The following is a 16,775-nucleotide window of genomic DNA, read 5'->3' on the forward strand; positions in this document are numbered from 1 at the left end:
GGTAATAAGTGAAATTCGTCTGGATTAGAAATCCATGCTGGCGGACAACATGAATGTTCGAGGAGCGCCCTGCCAGAGCTTGCCGCTACCGCCAGCCGACCAATAGGCTTTGTTGGCGATATTCAGTACATCGGCACGCAAGGTCAGTGCATGACCGCTGATGGAAGTTTGATAACGCAAGCCGGCATCAAAGATAGTTCTACCCGCCGCACGCATCGAGTTATCGCTGCTGTAATACTGTCCCTGGATCGCCTGCATATTTCCTGTTGCCGTCAGACCTGTCACACCAGGAACATCCCACTCCACACCCAACTTGCCTTGCCACTTGGGTCTGGCCATGACGAACCGCCCTTGATTGACACCACCGGCTGTCTTGCTCAACTCGGCATCCAGATAGGCAATGCCCCCCATCAGACGCAAGCCCTCTACGGGCTCTCCAAAGAAGTTCAGTTCCAGGCCACGATTACGCTGCTCACCATCGAAGGAGAAGATATTGCTTGTGGGGTCGATATAGCTGTTGGGCAGGCGGATTTGATAGGCACTCAATGTCGCGGCAAAATCACCCAGATCCAGCTTCACACCCACTTCATGTTGTCTGGTTTTATGCGGTGCGAAAATTTCACCGGCGTTATTGGTGCCCACTGGAGCAATCGCCCCCTCGCGCAATCCTTCGATGTAGTTGCCGTAGACGGAAACCTCATCGCTGAGCTTGACCAGCAAGGCCGCCGATGGAGAGGTGGCCGACTCCTTGTAGCGCGCCGTACTGACACCACTGACAGGGTGGAAAGACTCGCTCAGGACGTTTTGATGCCGGATGCCCAGTGTCAACATGATGCTATCGTCCGCAAAGGACAGGGTGTCAGCGATGCCTACGCTGCTCAGGCGAGACAAGGCGGTTTTGGGCACGTCCGATTTGCCGATGACTGTTGCGGGAGCTGGCCCCCAAGTAGGAGCATAGATATTCGTGTACCAGTCCGTGGGCAATAGTCCGACAACCGTTTTGGAACGCACTTCTTGCTCATAGTATGAAGCGCTCAGGGCCAGTTCATGCCGCACGCTGCCCGTGCTCAGGCGGGCCATGATGCCCACATCACCTGCCTTGCGATCCAGCACTTGGCGCTGCTGTCCAAAATTGTTTCGATAGCGGCCCTGCGGATCGGTGACCGCAAACACCACCCCGAGCAAGCCGTCATAATCCGTGCTGCCTTGGCCGTAGTTACCGTAAACCGTCACATCCTTGCTCAGATCAGCTTCGCCACGCAGCACAAACGCGGTGTCCTCGGCACGGGAGTATGTCCAGTCTGGTGCCAAAGCCTGCCCTGGTTTAGGTACATCGGGCGTATCCAATCCGCGACCCACCGTAATGCCACGCGTGACACCTTTCACATTGTCTTTACTAACGTAAAAGTCAGCCGCCAGCCGTACGGTATCCGTACGCCAATCCAGCCCCAATGCAGCCAGAGTTGCCCGTTTCGACTGCTTATCGGTAGCCGTACTTCCGTCCTGATACAAGCCGTTGAAACGAATACCAAACTGCTGCTTGTCACCAAAGCGGCGCCCTACATCGACATGGCTACCATATTGGCCATCGGAGACGAACATGCCGGGTAAACGCGCCAACGGCGTTTCAGTCGCACGTTTGGGGACCAGGTTCACACTCCCGCCCACTGAACCGCCGGGCGGCATGCCATTGAGCATGGCAGACGGGCCTTTCAGTACCTCAACCCGTTCCACTAACTCCAAAGGGACACGGTTATAAGGCAGTAAACCGTACAAGCCACCAAAGGCAATATCGCCCGAACCCACGTCAAAACCGCGAATCACAAAAGCTTCGCGCACAGTGCCACGCATGCCCAGGTCGTACACCGCAGCGTCAGTAGAGCCAATTACCCGCGCCAAATCCTGCGCCTGCCGTACCGCTTCTTCCGTATAGCTGATGGTGCTGAACGGCGTCTCCATGAAATCCTTGTAGCCCAACAACCCTACCCGACTGCCCGTGGCCACCTTGCCGCCTGCATACACCGGCGTCAAATCCCCACGATACAAACCGGTGACAATCACAGGACTGAGCTGCGTGACGCCACCCGCCTGGATATCGACAGAGGACGACATGGCCGTTTCAGGCAAGGAACGCAGCACATAGCGGCCGCCGCTTGTAGCGACCGCTTCATAAGTCGTGTCGGCAAGCAAACGAGCGAAGCCGTCCTGAACACTGTACTGCCCTTGCAGGGGGCGGCTTTGCAAGCCCGCCAATTGTTGCGGCTCAAACACCAGCTGTACACCAGAAAGCGCGGCAAACTCGGCCAGAGCGTCACTGAGCTTGCCCGCCGGCAGAGCGTAAGTTCGTTTGGCGCTGGTATCCATTACGTCAGCAGCCAGGGCGGGAGAGCTGGCCATCAAGGAGGTTGCCGTCAACGCGCAAAGCGTGGAACTGAGAAACAGAGCGAGAACATCTGCTCTAAGCCGGAACACAGTGCGATGGGGGTGTGAAGTCTGCGCGTCAGCCGTTTTGCGGGCCAGTCTGGACAGACATGCGTGAGAAGCCATGCTAGGAACCTTTCGTCAATGGAGGTGAAAACCTGCGACGTCATGCGTCATAAGAGGTACACCGGACGAGACGAAAAAAGTGCTCACTTTATGGAAGATTTTTTTCAAACCTTGAGCAAACGCACGGAGTTGCGCCTCTTTAAAGCTGCGGAACCAGCTCCACCCAATATGATGAGTAAGTCACGATGCGCAATGGCAAAGACTCCGCCAGGCTGGCCAAGGCGGCATCAGTATCCTTCAAGGACAAGGCCCCCGATACGCGCAACTGCGATAAGGTCGGATCACAACGCAGCACACCCGAGCGATACCGCCCCAGCTCGGCCAGCACATCCTCAAGCCGCATGTCTTTGGCCAACAAGATGCCCTGCTCCCAAAACACATCCGCGTTTTGTAATGGGCGAGGCGTGCTGACACCCCTGATATCAAAGTCCGCCTGCTCACCCGCTTGTACGCGACGAGACGACCCCGCCAAAGGCCGAACCTCGACGGCATGCTCCAGCACCGCCACGCGGAACGTATCACCATCCAGCTGGCGCACACTGAAACGTGTCCCCAAGGCACGCACCAGTCCGGCGGAGGTATCGACCAGAAAAGGTCTGGGAACGGCAAAAGAGTCCGGCTGGGTCGTAATCAGAATCTCGCCAGCCAGCAAATGGAGTCGGCGCTCGGTCTGGCTTTGTGCAATATTCACGGCGCTGCGCGTATTGAGCACCAGCTGGGAACCATCAGGCAGAACCAGAGGTTTACGCTCCCCCGTTCCTGTGGCCACATCAGCGGTCAAGCGACGCCAGGGAGCCTGACTGACGGCCAGCATCCCCAAGGGCGCAGCAAACAGCAACGTCCCCAGCATGCGCAAGGTGTGACGACGTTTGTGGCGACGATCCAGCTTCTCCACCACCTCTTTGCCTATCTCCGCTGGCAACTGATCGAAAACATGAAATACAGCCTGTGTTCGCGTCCAGGCATCTTCATGAGCCGGGCTTTTTCTGCGCCATTGTTCGAAAGCCTGACGCTCGCTGTCTGAAGGCGTGTCGTACTGGAAGGTCATGGCCCAGTTGGCCGCCTCTTTCAGCAGATCGTGCTGGATGGTGCCCGTGGATGAAGACATGCTAGCCCTATGCAACCGCCGCGCAGGCAACCAGCGCTTTCTGGATGTAGCGACGCACCGTAATCAAGGGCATCTTCATATGCTCGGCAATCTGAGCCAGCGTCATGCCATGCAGTTGCGCCAGCAAAAACACCTCCCGAGTGCGCGGCGTCAAGCTGGCCAGCATGGCGTCTATCCGCATCAAGGCCTCGATGATGATCAGTCTGGTTTCCGGGGATGGCATATGCACAGCGGGAAGATGGGCAATGGCTTCCAGATAAGCCTCTTCCACCGACTTTCTGCGCCAGTGATCGACCAGCAAGCCTTTCGCGACATGCGTCAGCAAGGCACGCGGTTCACTGCCAAGACCTGGGGAAAATGTGCGTGCTGTCAGAATGCGCACAAAGGTGTCCTGCGCAATATCAGCGGCATCATTGCTATTGCCCAGCTTACGGCGCAGCCAGCCCTGCAGCCAGCCATGATGAAGGCAATAGAGCGTTTCAACCGTCATCACGGATAGCTTGTCAGACATGGGTGTATTCATTGAAAGCCTGGAGTCAGGCAGGGAGACAAATAAGAATAAGTCTCAATTATCAATAAATTACTTCTGACAGGCAAGATATACCGTCATCTACACACGCCTGACCGTCAGACGGCAGACATGCAAATGACGACGCGCCCCCGCCTTGCATCAGAAGACCCAATGAATAAACCCGTCTGGAGACTGCTCTCCAGACGGGTTCATGACCAGCTCTTCAGACCTGGATCAGACCAGACGCACCTCTATGCTACCCAGACCGTCGATCGCCCCGTGCATCACGTCGCCACGTTCCACCGAGCCGACACCGGCTGGGGTTCCCGTGAAAATAATGTCGCCTGGGACCAGCTCGAACAGGCCCGACAGGTAAGCGATGGACTCAGCCACATTCCAGATCAGCTGATTCAGATCGCCGGTCTGGCGACGCTCGCCGTTGACGTCCAGGGTGATAGCACCTTGGGACAACTCGCCAATACGGCTGCGTGGGACCAGAGGGCCGGTCGGTGCGGAGTGGTCAAAGGCTTTGCCCACTTCCCAGGGACGACCGGCTTTTTTGGCTTGCGTCTGCAAATCCCGGCGGGTCATGTCCAGACCCACCGCGTATCCCCACACACATTCAGCAGCCTGCTCCACGGTCAGATCACGCCCGCCCTTGGACAAAGCCACGACGAGTTCGATCTCGTGATGCAGATCCTGGGTACGGGAGGGATAAGGCATGTCGCAGACCTCGCCGGGCAGCACATTCAAGATGGAGTCCGCCGGTTTGCAGAAGAAGAAAGGATCTTCGCGACCGGTAAAGCCCATTTCCTGTGCGTGCTCGACGTAATTGCGGCCGACGCAATAAATGCGGCGTACAGGAAAAACCTGCTCACTGTCCTGTACATTCAGGGCCACAACGGCGGGTGCGGGGATGACGGTACTCATTTTGCCTGGCCGTCAGCAAAGCGCTTGGCACCGTCTACCAGTTCTTTCTTGGCAGCTTCGATACCGTCCCAGCCCTTGACCTTGACCCATTTGCCTTTTTCGATGTCTTTGTAGTGCTCGAAAAAGTGCTTGATACGCTCCAGCTCTTCGGGCTGCAGATCTTCAGGCGACTTCACGTTGCGGTACAGGGGGTACAGCTTGTCGGTAGGCACGGCCAGCAGTTTGGCATCGCCACCGCCTTCGTCGTCCATGTGCAGTACGCCGATAGGACGGCAAGGAATCACGGCACCGATCTGGATTGGGAATGGAGCAATCACCAGCACGTCAACCGGGTCGCCATCGTCCGAAATGGTTTGTGGAACGTAGCCGTAGTTGCAGGGGTAGTGCATGGCGGTCAGCATGAAGCGGTCCACAAAAACCACGCCGTTCTCGTCAACTTCGTATTTGACGGGGTCCGAGTTCATGGGGATTTCGATGACTACGTTGATCTCGTCGGGCAGTTTTTTGCCAGCAGGTACTTGGGCGAGGCTCATTCGTGCAAACCTTTAAAAATAAAAGAAATTAATCGTTGGAGCGTCGAGGACGATCCGAAGTTTGAGAGAGATCGACCCCAGGGATGGGAGCCGTATCAAAGTAATCATCCAGATCCGAAGAGGAGCTCAAGCTGTCTTGCGAAGGCGTGGCAGCAGGAGGCACTGGCTCGGCCACAACAGGCAATGGACGGCCCTGATCCGGCAGGTCCTCGGCCACGACGCTAGCGGCATAGGTGTAATGCGGCAGATCGCCGTCATCCTGCGATGGCAGGCTGTCTGCGTCGGTATGGCTAGGGTCATGGCGAGTGTCTGCTGCTGGCAAAGCCGTGCTGACCGCCAGAATCGGTAAGGTGCCGGCCATGGAGGCGGCCTTGCGCCAGTAAGAGACGGCTTCGTCATGGCGACCCAGGCTGTCGTACAGATTACCCAACAAAGCGTGATTACGCAGATCACCCTGGATTTTCAGGCTGCGCAGCAGGTAATGCTCGCCCTGCCCCCACAATTGGCTGGTCAGGCACAGATGGCCCAAAGTGGACAGCAAGACCGGATTGTTGGGCTGACTGCGCAGCCACTCTTCGGCCTTGGCCAAGCGGCGGCCCACATATTCAGGTGGGCACTGGGCGTAGGCTTCCAGCAAGCGGCTGTCGAAACTGGCTGCAATCGCAGGCTCCAGGATACGACCGGCTTCTTCATAATTGCCTTCATGTTCTTGAATCAGGGCAGCTTCCAGCGCGACGCCGGGCAGGATCTTTTCTTCGGACTTCAGATCCGACCATAAGGCCTTGAACTGCTCAGCACCACCCACACGCAAACGAGCAGCAGCGGCAAATTCGATGTGGTTCAGTGCCTCTTGACGTTCGATCCCACTGCGGCGCACCAGCAAACGAGTCAACTCGTAAACACGCTCGGCATTACCTTGCTGGCGATAGGCGCGCAACAACAAACGAGTGGCGTGCAAGTGGCGCGAACTGGCATCCTGCAAATCCTGCAGCAGCTCGATGGCTTCTTCGGTACGATTCTGATCCAGGTACAGCTCGGCCGAAGCCACGGCACTGGCCTCTTTCAAACGGGCATCATCGCCAGCGGCAGCACGAGCGGCGGCCAAGGCTTCGTCACGTTGAGCAATCTGACCTTGGTAATGCGCAGCACGCGCTGCTGCCAAGCCTGCCACGACTTTGCTGGACTGCGAGCGGGTTTTGCTCATCAGCTTCATCAAGTCTTTTTCAGCTTGCTCGTAACGACCTTCCAGAATGCTGATCCAGCCAGTTTCCAGCAAAGCCTGGTCACGGCGTTGAGCGCGACGACCACGCCACAGGCGGAAACGCTCCGGACCATCGCTGAACCAGGCCAGCAGGCGCAGCAGTACGTACAGCACGATGAACAGCCCCAGCGTGCACAGGACCACGTAAGTCAGCGAGGCACGTGCCAGATAATGCGGCGTGACCAAATAGACATTACCGGCGTGTTCACGCAAGACCAGAGCCAGCGCGACCGCAGCGATAAATAAGATGAGAGTCCAAAACCAAGTACGCATACCTTACCCCTGCGCCTGAGCCGGCTGTTCCGTCTCGGATTGAGCGGGAGTCGCAGACTCAGTCTGTTCGGCAGCAGGAGCAGCGGGCTCCTCCTGGCTGGCAGGTTCTGTGGATTGAGGAGGGTCGGACAAAATAGGGTCCGTATCGCCCTGCTCGGTCGTGGAGTCGTCGGCATTGTCCTGACTACGGCCGGCCTGAGCCTGACGCAGGCTCTCAATGGCCGCCAGGGTGTTATTCACGGTAGGCAAACGAGCACCGATGCGGGTGTCCTGCAATTGGCGGGTCAGACGCAAGGCCTGCTGAACCTGACCGGATTGCGTATCAAAGCGTTTTTCCAGCGCCGTCGCGACTGCGTTCAGCTCGGTCTGCCAGACGGCGGACTGATTCATCATCATGGCCAGTTGGGCGGCCATAATGCGCAGACGCAGGTTCTCTCGCAGACGGGCAGCCTGATCCGGCGACATCAGCAAGGCGGCGGCATCGTCGACACGACGGATGGAGACAAACTGCCCCAGATCGTGGCTGACCGAGCGCCAGGCGCTGCTACCCCACTGTTCCACCGTATTCCAGCTGCGCTCCCACCAAGGGGCATCAGCGGCCAGTTCCGTAGGTTCCTGAACGTCGGACTGCAAGTCCAGCGCTTCAGTATTCGCACCACTGGCAACGTCATCCGGCACCAGCAAAGGCGCTTCCGAGACGTAGCGCGACAAGGTATCCAGTTGACGCGACAAGGAGGCCACATCCACCGTGGCAGCGGCGCGCAGGCGTTCCAGATCGCCATTCAGTGTTTGTTGCAAGGAAGCCAGACCGACGCGATTGGCACGAGCCAATTGCGCCTGAGCAGCTTCCAGAGAAACGATGGCATTGGCCACATTGCCACCCAGCATCAGCTGTTGCTGCGCAATCGTGGCCAAGTGATCAATATCATTCAGCAAAACCAGTTCCGACCCGCTGTCTGTCATGGTCTGGAAGGCTTGGCTCAGATCATGAAACTGTTCGGTGGAATCGTTAAAGGATTTTTCCAGCTGGGCAAGCTTGTCGGATTGACGCTGCGCCAAGGCCAGGGCCTGCTGCGCGGTTTGGCGCGCCTGCTCTGTCGTGTTGATATTGGTCGCCAGCTGGGCTTGCAGCTCGGCCTTATGCTTTTCCAGCAATGAATTCTGGTACCAAAGACCGGCAGCGGCCAGCACCACCACAACAGCCGTCAAAGCATAAGCCGGACCCGCGCCACTTTTACGCTTTTGCGGCGCAGTGGTGCTGTCTTTGGGTTCGGAATACGGACGAGGAGCCGCTGTATTGGCTGGGCTGGAAATGGGAGTCTCCGGTTCGCTTGCGGATGCGTTCTCTGTTTTATCGTTCATGGCAAGATTGTAATCCGTGTGAGGCTAATCGCGCGAGAGCACCGCCATCAAGGCAGCGACAATGTCATCATCGTCTGGCGTACACCTTTTTACCATTGGTGGCGCTGCGATTCCAGCCTGCAACAATAAGGACTGTAAATGTTCTTCAATACGCGGATGTATGACTACATAGGCGCATTGCGCCCAAACATCCAGTAAACCCAGGCTTTGTACATTGGCGAAAACCGCATCGGCGCTTTGAGAACTGCTGAGCAGCACGGCCAGACGGCCCGCCTGCAAACTGTCACGAATTTGACGGCCCTGCTCTGTACTCCACTGGGCGGGGCTACGCTGGTAAATCGCCAGGCGCTGGACCTGAATACCGTGATTTTCCAGTTGCTGTCCCAACCATTCACGACCGCTATGACCACGCACAATCAGAACCCGCTCAAATTGTGCCAGTCGGGGCTCCAGCACCGCCCACAGAGCCTCTGAGTCCTGCAAGGAATCCGTATTTTCAGGGTGAAGTACGGCATCTGGGGAAACGCCCGGCTGGGCGCGCAAACAGGCGGCGGTAGCAAAACCAACAGCAGCCAGCAATACCTTGTCAGGCCAGCGTTGGCCGCGCGCTTGCAAAGCCGCAAAGTAAAAATTGACCGCACTGCTGCTTACAAAGAGCACCAGGTCAAAATCCTTGGGATCTTGCCATTGTTCTTCGGACAGGTTTTGCGCTTCCAGGCTCAAGGCGGGCATAAGCAAGGAAGAAAAACCCTGCGCGGCCAAGGCAGCCGACAGGGTTTCGTTCCGTCCCGCGGGGCGGGTCAGTAATACACAGGGCAGATTCATGCCGCTTTACTCGCCTTCTGCGGGCTGTTCCGTAAGCAAGCGATCCAGAATGGCTTGAGCACCTTGCTGCTTCAGATCTTCCGCCAGCGACAGACCCAAGGCTTCCGCATCTTTGGCCGCACCCGTGATCTGAGCGCGGTACACCGTGGAGCCATCAGGTTCGGCAACCAGGCCGCTCAGGCTCAGCTCCTCGCCATTCAGGGTGGCATAAGCCGCCAATGGCACCTGACAGGAACCACCCAAGGCACGCGATACGGCACGCTCGGCCAAGGCACATACGTGGCTGGTGGAATGCGCCAAAGGCGCCAACCATTGAGCCACATCGGTACGAGTTTTCAGGATTTCGATGCCCAAGGCCCCCTGCCCGGCGGCAGGCAAGCTGTCTTCGGTCGAGATGTAATCGCGAATACGCTCGGCCAATTCCAGACGACGCAAACCAGCCGAAGCCAGAATAATGGCGTCGTAATCGCCACGATCCAGCTTGGACAAACGGGTCTGGACATTGCCACGCAGGGGACGGATGTCCAGGTGCGGGTAGCGCTCTCGAATCTGAGACTCGCGGCGCAAACTGGAAGTGCCTACGATGGCACCAGCAGGTAAAGCCGCAAGATTGGGATAAGTATTGGAAACAAAAGCATCGCGTGGGTCGTCCCGCTCCATGATGATGGGCAGGTCAAAGGACTCGGGCAACACCACCGGCACGTCTTTCAGGGAATGCACCGCCAGATGGGCGCGGCCATCCAGCAAGGCGGTTTCCAGCTCTTTGACAAACAGGCCCTTGCCACCCACTTTGGACAGCGTACGATCCAGAATCTGGTCACCACGGGTTGTCATTTCCAGCAAGGACACCTTGCACTGCGGGTACAGCTGCTGCAAAAGGTCGCGAACATGCTTGGCTTGCCACAAGGCCAGTTGACTGGCACGAGTGGCAATAACCAATTCCTGAGGAGTAGAAGCCACAGCGGTCATGCAGCAAAATAGCGCACGATGGCGGCAGCAACAATACCGATAATGGCCAGGATCCCTAAGCCTTGCAGCAGGGACAAACCGCTTTCCTGACCTTTGGCGTCGGAGGATTTAAAAATTGCCATAGAACTAAGCTTCCTTGGTAGAACCTTTACGGTGCGCCAGCCATTTGCCCAGCGCCACCACTAATAAGGCACAAACAATCTCGACCCCGAGTTTAACAGGCTGGGGCTGCACGCCAAATTGATTTTCCACAATCTTGTCCGTGACCAGCATGCCGCCTGCAATCCAGCCCAGCAAGGCACCGCCCAGGGTGACGACAATAGGGAAACGGTCGATCAGTTTCAAAACCAGGGTGCTGCCCCAGACAATAATGGGGACACTTAGCAATAAACCAAAGATCACGTAGCCCAGTTGATGATCCAGGTGCGCGTTTTGTGCTGCACCGGCAATGGCAATCACGTTATCCAGGCTCATCACGAAATCCGCGATGATGATGGTTTTGACGGCAGCCCAGATGGTTCCGCCCCCTTGAATATTGCCGTGTGCGTCGTCGTCCGGCATCAGCAGCTTGATACCGATCCACATGAGCAAAAGACCACCCACCACTTTCAAAAATGGCAGATCCAATAAGGTCAGAGCAAAGAAAATCAGGACTACACGCAGGATAATTGCGCCTGCGGTCCCCCACAAAATGCCTTGCATGCGCTGCTGCTTGGGCAAGTTGCGACAGGCAAGTGCGATCACGACGGCATTGTCGCCACCGAGCAAAATATCAATCAGTACAATTTGAAACAGTGAACCCCAATGCAGGGTTTGGAGGAATTCAATCATTTCGTTCCCGTATAGCTAAACGTGAGTTCTCTTCCCAGCCGCGGGACAAACGTTCTTTTTCTGCCGCCAGGCTGTCCCAAGACAACAATGCCCCTTAAAACAGCAAACTAATCCTAGCCTGTGCAACATCGGGGCTTCTTTTTCTTACTTGATTCGTTTGAGCATGATCAGGCTGGCCAGATTCGGGAAGGAATGCGCCGGGTTGTGGTGTTTTTCTTGACGAAACCGGCTGGCCAATTTTGCCCGGCTGCACAGGGCAGCCAGACAAAGAGCCCGCCAAAGCGGGCCCTGGTACTACATTTTTACAGCACTTCTTTGAGCAGCTTGCCCATTTCGGATGGGTTGCGAGTGGTACGAATACCGCAAGCTTCCATCACTTCCAGCTTGGCGTCGGCCGTGTCGGCACCACCGGAGATCAGGGCACCGGCGTGACCCATGCGTTTTCCGGGAGGCGCTGTCACACCAGCGATAAAGCCAACAACAGGCTTGGTCATATTGTCTTTAGCCCACAAAGCCGCGTTGACTTCGTCTGGACCGCCGATCTCGCCAATCATGATAACGGCATCGGTATCAGGATCGTCGTTGAACATCTTGAGCACGTCGATGTGCTTCAGACCGTTGATTGGGTCGCCACCGATACCGACAGCCGAGGATTGACCCAGGCCCAGTTCGGTTACTTGAGCAACGGCTTCGTATGTCAGCGTGCCGGAGCGGCTGACCACACCGATGCGGCCCTTGCGGTGAATGTGGCCGGGCATGATACCGATCTTCAGCTCGTCAGGAGTGATCAGACCGGGGCAGTTCGGGCCCAACAACAGGGTTTTGCGGTTTTCTGCGCGCATGCGGTTGCGCACTTCCAGCATGTCGCGAACAGGGATGCCTTCGGTAATGCAGATAACCAGGTCCAGGTCAGCTTCAACAGCTTCCCAGATGGCAGCCGCAGCACCTGCGGGCGGAACGTAGATAACCGACACAGTTGCGCCAGTTTCAGCCTTGGCGTCGGACACGGAGGCGTAAATAGGTACACCTTCGAAATCCTCACCAGCACGCTTGGGGTTCACGCCAGCCACAAAGGCTTCCATGCCGTTACCGTATTCACGGCACATGCGGGTATGGAACTGGCCGGTCTTGCCGGTGATCCCTTGCGTGATGACTTTGGTGTCTTTATTGATCAGAATCGACATTTGCTAATCCTCAACCTTTTCTTACTTGGCGGCAGCGACAACAGCAGTCGCCGCTTCGGCCATGGTGTCAGCACTGATGATGGGCAGACCGGAATCGGCCAGCATTTTCTTGCCCAGCTCTTCGTTGGTACCCTTCATGCGTACCACCAGAGGCACGTTCAGGTTGACGGCCTTGCACGCAGCGATCACGCCTTCAGCGATCACGTCGCAGCGCATGATGCCGCCGAAGATGTTAACCAGAATGGCTTTGACGCCCTTGTTGGCCAACATGATCTTGAAGGCTTCAGTAACTTTTTCGGCCGTAGCGCCACCGCCCACGTCCAGGAAGTTGGCAGGCTCGCCGCCAAACAGCTTGATGGTGTCCATGGTCGCCATGGCCAGACCTGCACCGTTCACCAGGCAGCCGATGTTGCCGTCCAGCTGGATGTAGGCCAAGTCGTACTTGCTGGCTTCAACTTCAGCAGGATCTTCTTCAGCCAGGTCGCGGAAAGCCACGATATCGGGGTGACGGAACAAAGCGTTGCCGTCGAAGTTGAACTTGGCGTCCAGAGCGATGATGTCGCCCGAGCCGGTCAGGATCAGAGGGTTGATCTCGGCCAGTTCAGCGTCGGTTTCGGTGTAGCACTTGTACAGCTTCTGGAATTCAGCAACGGCTTTTTCGATAGAAGCGTCAGGAACGCCGATACCGCGAGCCAGCTTGGTGGCTTGCTCGTTGGTCAGGCCAACAGCAGGGTCCACGAATTCTTTCAGAATGGCGTCGGGGTCGCGCTCGGCCACTTCTTCAATTTCCATGCCGCCTTCGCTGGAAGCCATCACGGCCACGCGCTGGGTAGCACGGTCGGTAACGATACCGACGTAGTATTCCTTCTTGATGTCCGCGCCTTCCTCGATCAGCAGGCGACCCACTTTCTGGCCTTCAGGGCCAGTTTGGTGAGTGATCAGCTGCATGCCCAGGATTTCCGAGGCCAGTTGACGCACTTCGTCCATCGAGCGAGCCAGCTTGACGCCACCGCCCTTGCCACGGCCACCGGCGTGAATCTGGGCTTTGACAACCCACACAGAGCCACCCAGCTCCTGCGCAGCTGCAACCGCTTCATCGACGGAGAAGGCAGGAATTCCGCGTGGCACGGCAACGCCAAACTGCTTAAGCAGTGCTTTGCCCTGATATTCGTGAATTTTCATGTGATACCTGTCAGTCTAAAAACACAATAAAAAAAGAAGGCAGGAACTCCAGGCCTGAGCCCGAGACCTGACTAAAACAAAAAACTAATCCACCCCGTCTGTGACTTTAGGTCGATACCAGACGGGATAAAACTCCTCAACCACGGGACCGCTCAAACGCAAGGCATGGCAGCCATCCAGATGGAAAGGCTGCTTGTCGGTGCGATAAATCTCTGATTCCCCGCTGCTGCGACGTCGCCCGGCCATGGTTTGTACGGCGGCGGTTGGCAACACTTGTGCCAGCTCGCTCATGTGCGTACAGCCAGCCGAACGCCCAAAGCGCTCTTTGACACCCTGACGAAACTGCTTGAGCAAATTCAGGCCCACCAACTTCTGGTAGGCGTCCGCAATGGACGAACAGTTGTCCTGGTAAGGGGCTGCATCGTAGACCGCCACGGCATCCACAATGGCAAAGCTGCTATCGATAGTGATACGCAGATGCATCAGGTGGACAGGATCACCTGCCTTATGGGTTTGGCCGTTGCGTATGGGAAAGTCGTAGGACTTCACATCCAGCAGCGAGGCCTCCAGGTCCCAGAGGCCATCTTCCCGTGCAAACGACTCTACCGTGATGGTACGCGTATGCAATGGTTCACGGGCGACGGACGGCGGGGGCAAAGGCATTGATATGAACGGGGCGGCAAGATTGAAACTGATCAAGTATAACGCACCTCGTATGTTCCGTATCAGCCACTTACATAATCTGTAAGCGCATCCCAAGCGGGCCAAACACAGGATCTACGCGGCGTCGATCCTACGGTATACCAAATTTGCATGAAAAAAACGACCACCTGACGGGCGGTCGTTTTCATCCAGCCTGGGAAATCGGGTGGCAGGACGAAAAGCGCCCTGCCCTGTCAATCTATTCAAGCGGCTTATTTTAAGCCTGCACCAAATCAGGCTGCCGCCCGCAATGCTTTGGCCGCATCCACCATGGCCAGCAAGGCAGCCTCAGTTTCAGACCAAGCCCGCGTCTTCAAACCACAGTCGGGATTCACCCACAAACGGTCGGCGGGCAAGCGCTTGGCCGCCTCCCCCATCAAGCGCACCATCCAATCCTTATCAGGCACATTGGGCGAGTGAATGTCATAAACGCCAGGGCCAATATGGTTGGGATACTCAAAATTCTCGAAGGCATCCAGCAAGAGCATATTGGAACGCGAGGTTTCAATCGTGATCACATCCGCGTCCATATCGGCAATGGACTGCATGATGTCGTTGAACTCCGAGTAGCACATATGCGTGTGAATCTGGGTTTCATCGGACACCGCGCTGGTGGACAGGCGAAAGCAATCCACCGCCCAATCCAGGTAGGCCTGCCAATCACCCTGACGGAGCGGCAAGCCTTCACGAAAAGCGGGTTCATCCAGCTGGATGACACGAATGCCGGCCTGTTCCAGATCAGAAACTTCATCCCGCAAGGCCAAAGCCAGCTGGCGGCAAGTATCGGCACGGGGCTGGTCGTCACGAACAAAAGACCACTGCAACATCGTCACTGGCCCCGTCAACATGCCTTTGACGGGCCGATCAGTCAGTGATTGGGCGTAGGAGGACCAGGCCACACTCATTGGCGTGATGCGCAGCACATCCCCAAAAATAATAGGCGGCTTTACGCAACGCGACCCGTAGCTTTGTACCCAACCGTTTTGTGTAAAGGCGAAACCACCCAGCAGTTCACCAAAGTATTCCACCATATCGTTGCGCTCGGCCTCACCATGCACCAGCACGTCCAGACCGATCCGCTCCTGAAAACGAATAACTTGCTCGATTTCTGCCTGCATGGCTTTTTCATAAGCCGCATCACTCAGGGCTCCCCCACGCCAGTCGCGGCGAGCAGTACGAATTTCCGTAGTCTGAGGAAACGAACCAATCGTGGTGGTGGGATAGGCGGGTAACTTCAGCTTGTTGCGCTGGGCCTGGATACGCTGCGCGAAGGGCGTACGTTGACGCTTGAGCTGGTCAATCTTGACCATCTGGGCTTGTACGGCAGGATTATGCGTGCGCTTGGACTCACGGCGCGTTTGCAAAGCAGCTTGCTGAGCTTGAACCGCTTGCTGACCCGCTTCGTCCAAAGTGCCATCCAGCAATCCTTGCAACAGTTTCAGCTCATCCAGTTTTTGCACCGCAAAGGACAGCCAGCTCTTCAATTCAGCGTCCAGGCCGGTTTCACTTTGCACATCCACAGGGACATGCAGCAGCGAGCAGGATGGCGCAATCCACAGGCGCTCGCCCAAAGCCGCTTTCAAGGGCTTCAAGGCTTGAACCGTTTTTTGCAGATCGGTGCGCCAAATATCCCGACCCGAAATCACACCGGCAGACAGCACCTGGTCTTGCCCCAATACCGCTTGTACGGCCTGCAAAGCAGCCGGAGCACGCACAGCATCCACATGCACACCCGCCACGGGCAAATCCTTCAATACCGCGACGTTCTCATGCAGATCATCAAAATAAGTCGCCAGCAGCAGCTTCAAGCCGGATTGATTCAGACCTTGATAGACGCGACGGAAAGCGTCTTGCCACGCTTGAGGCAAATCCAGAACCAGAACAGGTTCGTCAATCTGTACCCATTCCACACCCTGAACTTTGAAACGGGCCAGCACTTGTTCATACACAGGCAGCAAAGTATCCAGCAAGGCCAGCTTGCCCGCATCTGCCAAGCCCTCATAGGCATCGCCCTTGCCCAGCCACAACCAGGTCAAGGGTCCGGGAATCACGGGCTTGACCTTGTGCCCCAGAGCCTTGGCCTCTTCAATCTGCTCAAACAAGAATTCACGGGCAATCCGGAAGCTTTGACCTGGTGTGAATTCGGGCACGATGTAGTGGTAGTTTGTATCGAACCACTTGGTCATTTCACAAGCTGCGGCAGGGGTGCCGCTGGGCGCACGGCCACGCGCCATGCGAAACAAGGTATCCAATGACACGGGTGCATTTTCAGCCTGGCCGAAACGGGCGGGAACCGCTCCCAGCAAGGTGCTCCACTCCAGAATCTGGTCATACCAGGCAAAATCGCCCACAGGCACCGTATCCAGCCCAGCCTTGCCTTGCAAACCCCAATGCTGGGCGCGCAAGGCTTTGCCTGTTTCCAAAAGCTCTTGCTGGCTTACCTGACCGGCCCAATAGGCTTCCAAAGAGCGCTTCAATTCGCGCTGCGCGCCCATGCGAGGAAAACCCAGATTATGAATAATAGTCATAGTAAGCCCATAAATTAGAAATAAAAGGC

General features: G+C 56.7%; 15 protein-coding genes. All 15 read right to left on the reverse strand.

The annotated features are described in order from the left end of the window. Window positions 1-24: 24 nt before the first annotated feature. The 15 genes from ACLPGZ_RS10675 to metE all read right to left on the reverse strand — a co-directional run bounded on the left by ACLPGZ_RS10675 (window position 25) and on the right by metE (window position 16,746). Window positions 25-2,547, reverse strand: coding sequence for a TonB-dependent siderophore receptor (locus tag ACLPGZ_RS10675; RefSeq protein ID WP_429641212.1), 2,523 nt, complete (start codon window positions 2,545-2,547; stop codon window positions 25-27). A gap of 139 nt (window positions 2,548-2,686) precedes the next feature. Further along, window positions 2,687-3,655, reverse strand: coding sequence for a FecR domain-containing protein (locus tag ACLPGZ_RS10680; protein ID WP_088450200.1), 969 nt, complete (start codon window positions 3,653-3,655; stop codon window positions 2,687-2,689). Window positions 3,656-3,662: 7 nt separating this feature from the next. Further along, the gene (locus ACLPGZ_RS10685; protein WP_035272837.1) at window positions 3,663-4,166 is read right to left on the reverse strand and encodes a sigma-70 family RNA polymerase sigma factor; all 504 of its coding nucleotides are present in this window, start codon (window positions 4,164-4,166) and stop codon (window positions 3,663-3,665) included. A 234-nt stretch (window positions 4,167-4,400) separates the two neighbouring features. Next, window positions 4,401-5,096: a fumarylacetoacetate hydrolase family protein gene (locus ACLPGZ_RS10690; protein WP_429641214.1), complete on the reverse strand. Its 696-nt coding sequence runs from the start codon at window positions 5,094-5,096 to the stop codon at window positions 4,401-4,403. Continuing rightward, window positions 5,093-5,629: an inorganic diphosphatase gene (gene ppa / locus ACLPGZ_RS10695; RefSeq protein ID WP_009462201.1), complete on the reverse strand. Its 537-nt coding sequence runs from the start codon at window positions 5,627-5,629 to the stop codon at window positions 5,093-5,095. The genes ACLPGZ_RS10690 and ppa overlap by 4 nt, the downstream gene beginning before the upstream one ends. Window positions 5,630-5,657: 28 nt before the next feature. Continuing rightward, entirely contained in the window at window positions 5,658-7,163 is a 1,506-nt protein-coding gene (locus tag ACLPGZ_RS10700) for a heme biosynthesis HemY N-terminal domain-containing protein (protein WP_429641216.1), read from the reverse strand. Between the two features lie 3 nt (window positions 7,164-7,166). Next, the gene (locus tag ACLPGZ_RS10705; RefSeq protein ID WP_429641218.1) at window positions 7,167-8,525 is read right to left on the reverse strand and encodes a uroporphyrinogen-III C-methyltransferase; all 1,359 of its coding nucleotides are present in this window, start codon (window positions 8,523-8,525) and stop codon (window positions 7,167-7,169) included. A gap of 24 nt (window positions 8,526-8,549) precedes the next feature. Next, the gene (locus tag ACLPGZ_RS10710) at window positions 8,550-9,350 is read right to left on the reverse strand and encodes a uroporphyrinogen-III synthase (RefSeq protein WP_009461792.1); all 801 of its coding nucleotides are present in this window, start codon (window positions 9,348-9,350) and stop codon (window positions 8,550-8,552) included. Between the two features lie 6 nt (window positions 9,351-9,356). After that, on the reverse strand, window positions 9,357-10,319 hold the full coding sequence (hemC, locus tag ACLPGZ_RS10715) for a hydroxymethylbilane synthase (protein ID WP_268379957.1): 963 nt from the start codon (window positions 10,317-10,319) through the stop codon (window positions 9,357-9,359). Further along, a complete protein-coding gene (locus ACLPGZ_RS10720) occupies window positions 10,316-10,441 on the reverse strand; it encodes a hypothetical protein (protein WP_003799533.1) in 126 nt (41 codons plus the stop codon). The genes hemC and ACLPGZ_RS10720 overlap by 4 nt, the downstream gene beginning before the upstream one ends. A gap of 4 nt (window positions 10,442-10,445) precedes the next feature. Then, the gene (locus ACLPGZ_RS10725) at window positions 10,446-11,150 is read right to left on the reverse strand and encodes a TerC family protein (RefSeq protein ID WP_035272842.1); all 705 of its coding nucleotides are present in this window, start codon (window positions 11,148-11,150) and stop codon (window positions 10,446-10,448) included. 302 nt (window positions 11,151-11,452) lie between these two features. Continuing rightward, complete coding sequence (gene sucD, locus ACLPGZ_RS10730; RefSeq protein ID WP_009461784.1) at window positions 11,453-12,334, reverse strand: succinate--CoA ligase subunit alpha; 882 nt, start codon at window positions 12,332-12,334, stop codon at window positions 11,453-11,455. A 21-nt stretch (window positions 12,335-12,355) separates the two neighbouring features. After that, window positions 12,356-13,516 (reverse strand): ADP-forming succinate--CoA ligase subunit beta, encoded by a 1,161-nt coding sequence (sucC, locus tag ACLPGZ_RS10735; RefSeq protein WP_009461782.1) that lies wholly within the window; start codon window positions 13,514-13,516, stop codon window positions 12,356-12,358. A gap of 84 nt (window positions 13,517-13,600) precedes the next feature. Next, entirely contained in the window at window positions 13,601-14,179 is a 579-nt protein-coding gene (locus ACLPGZ_RS10740; protein ID WP_035272843.1) for a DUF2889 domain-containing protein, read from the reverse strand. A gap of 272 nt (window positions 14,180-14,451) precedes the next feature. Beyond that, window positions 14,452-16,746, reverse strand: a complete 2,295-nt coding sequence (gene metE / locus ACLPGZ_RS10745) for a 5-methyltetrahydropteroyltriglutamate--homocysteine S-methyltransferase (RefSeq protein WP_429641219.1) — start codon at window positions 16,744-16,746, stop codon at window positions 14,452-14,454. Window positions 16,747-16,775 lie beyond the last annotated feature (29 nt).

The organism is Alcaligenes sp. Me129 (assembly GCF_050487245.1).
GTDB classification, from domain to species: Bacteria; Pseudomonadota; Gammaproteobacteria; order Burkholderiales; family Burkholderiaceae_B; genus Alcaligenes; species Alcaligenes phenolicus.

Bases quoted from the DNA above. Each gene is read 5' to 3' on its own strand.
- ACLPGZ_RS10705 (WP_429641218.1), bottom strand. From the start codon at position 8,525: ATGAACGATAAAACAGAGAACGCATCCGCAAGCGAACCGGAGACTCCC.
- ACLPGZ_RS10700 (WP_429641216.1), bottom strand. From the start codon at position 7,163: ATGCGTACTTGGTTTTGGACTCTCATCTTATTTATCGCTGCGGTCGCG.
- hemC (WP_268379957.1), bottom strand. From the start codon at position 10,319: ATGACCGCTGTGGCTTCTACTCCTCAGGAATTGGTTATTGCCACTCGT.
- ACLPGZ_RS10690 (WP_429641214.1), bottom strand. From the start codon at position 5,096: ATGAGTACCGTCATCCCCGCACCCGCCGTTGTGGCCCTGAATGTACAG.
- sucD (WP_009461784.1), bottom strand. From the start codon at position 12,334: ATGTCGATTCTGATCAATAAAGACACCAAAGTCATCACGCAAGGGATC.
- ACLPGZ_RS10685 (WP_035272837.1), bottom strand. From the start codon at position 4,166: ATGTCTGACAAGCTATCCGTGATGACGGTTGAAACGCTCTATTGCCTT.
- ACLPGZ_RS10675 (WP_429641212.1), bottom strand. From the start codon at position 2,547: ATGGCTTCTCACGCATGTCTGTCCAGACTGGCCCGCAAAACGGCTGAC.
- ACLPGZ_RS10680 (WP_088450200.1), bottom strand. From the start codon at position 3,655: ATGTCTTCATCCACGGGCACCATCCAGCACGATCTGCTGAAAGAGGCG.
- ACLPGZ_RS10710 (WP_009461792.1), bottom strand. From the start codon at position 9,350: ATGAATCTGCCCTGTGTATTACTGACCCGCCCCGCGGGACGGAACGAA.
- ACLPGZ_RS10740 (WP_035272843.1), bottom strand. From the start codon at position 14,179: ATGCCTTTGCCCCCGCCGTCCGTCGCCCGTGAACCATTGCATACGCGT.
- ppa (WP_009462201.1), bottom strand. From the start codon at position 5,629: ATGAGCCTCGCCCAAGTACCTGCTGGCAAAAAACTGCCCGACGAGATC.
- ACLPGZ_RS10720 (WP_003799533.1), bottom strand. From the start codon at position 10,441: ATGGCAATTTTTAAATCCTCCGACGCCAAAGGTCAGGAAAGCGGTTTG.
- sucC (WP_009461782.1), bottom strand. From the start codon at position 13,516: ATGAAAATTCACGAATATCAGGGCAAAGCACTGCTTAAGCAGTTTGGC.
- metE (WP_429641219.1), bottom strand. From the start codon at position 16,746: ATGACTATTATTCATAATCTGGGTTTTCCTCGCATGGGCGCGCAGCGC.
- ACLPGZ_RS10725 (WP_035272842.1), bottom strand. From the start codon at position 11,150: ATGATTGAATTCCTCCAAACCCTGCATTGGGGTTCACTGTTTCAAATT.